This is a genomic window from Cellulosimicrobium sp. BMG9.22 (genome assembly GCF_059159975.1).
Window position 1 is genome coordinate 1 of sequence record NZ_JBZGBY010000062.1, and the last position, 1,698, is coordinate 1,698.

Consider the following 1,698-nt stretch of genomic DNA (forward strand, 5'->3'; position numbering starts at 1 on the left):
TGGTAGCTCCTTAGAAAGGAGGTGATCCAGCCGCACCTTCCGGTACGGCTACCTTGTTACGACTTAGTCCCAATCGCCAGTCCCACCTTCGACCACTCCCCCCGGCGAACCGGTTGGGCCATGAGCTTCGGGTGTTACCGACTTTCGTGACTTGACGGGCGGTGTGTACAAGGCCCGGGAACGTATTCACCGCAGCGTTGCTGATCTGCGATTACTAGCGACTCCGACTTCATGGGGTCGAGTTGCAGACCCCAATCCGAACTGAGACCGGCTTTTTGGGATTCGCTCCACCTTACGGCATCGCAGCCCTTTGTACCGGCCATTGTAGCATGCGTGAAGCCCAAGACATAAGGGGCATGATGATTTGACGTCATCCCCACCTTCCTCCGAGTTGACCCCGGCAGTCTCCCATGAGTCCCCGGCATAACCCGCTGGCAACATGGGACGAGGGTTGCGCTCGTTGCGGGACTTAACCCAACATCTCACGACACGAGCTGACGACAACCATGCACCACCTGTGCACGAGTGTCCAAAGAGACCACCATCTCTGGTGGCTTCCCGTGCATGTCAAGCCTTGGTAAGGTTCTTCGCGTTGCATCGAATTAATCCGCATGCTCCGCCGCTTGTGCGGGCCCCCGTCAATTCCTTTGAGTTTTAGCCTTGCGGCCGTACTCCCCAGGCGGGGCACTTAATGCGTTTGCTGCGGCACGGAACTCGTGGAATGAGCCCCACACCTAGTGCCCAACGTTTACGGCATGGACTACCAGGGTATCTAATCCTGTTCGCTCCCCATGCTTTCGCTCCTCAGCGTCAGTTGCGGCCCAGAGACCTGCCTTCGCCATCGGTGTTCCTCCTGATATCTGCGCATTCCACCGCTACACCAGGAATTCCAGTCTCCCCTACCGCACTCTAGTCTGCCCGTACCCGATGCAAGCTCGAGGTTGAGCCTCGAGTTTTCACACCAGACGCGACAAACCGCCTACGAGCTCTTTACGCCCAATAATTCCGGACAACGCTTGCGCCCTACGTATTACCGCGGCTGCTGGCACGTAGTTAGCCGGCGCTTCTTCTGCAGGTACCGTCACTTGCGCTTCTTCCCTGCTGAAAGAGGTTTACAACCCGAAGGCCTTCATCCCTCACGCGGCGTCGCTGCATCAGGCTTGCGCCCATTGTGCAATATTCCCCACTGCTGCCTCCCGTAGGAGTCTGGGCCGTGTCTCAGTCCCAGTGTGGCCGGTCGCCCTCTCAGGCCGGCTACCCGTCGTCGCCTTGGTAGGCCATCACCCCACCAACAAGCTGATAGGCCGCGAGCCCATCCCTGACCGAAAAACTTTCCAACCACCCCCATGCGAGGACGGCTCATATCCGGTATTAGCCCCGGTTTCCCGGAGTTATCCCAAAGTCAGGGGCAGGTTACTCACGTGTTACTCACCCGTTCGCCACTAATCAACCCAGCAAGCTGGGCATCATCGTTCGACTTGCATGTGTTAAGCACGCCGCCAGCGTTCGTCCTGAGCCAGGATCAAACTCTCCGTAAATGAACAACGCCAACCACCAGGCAAACCCAGCAGCAGACAATCCATACGAAGCAAACCCCCGAAGAGGTTCACAAAACTGGCATCAACACGAAAGATGACATCATCTTCCGAAATTCAACCACAAAACATCCCGGACACAACCAACCACCCCACCCAGACG

General features: G+C 57.4%; 1 rRNA gene. It reads right to left on the reverse strand.

Annotation, left to right across the window (positions count from 1 at the left end):
- Nucleotides 1-14 precede the first annotated feature (14 nt).
- Nucleotides 15-1,538 (reverse strand): 16S ribosomal RNA (locus tag AC4H2H_RS19685).
- Nucleotides 1,539-1,698: the final 160 nt, after the last annotated feature.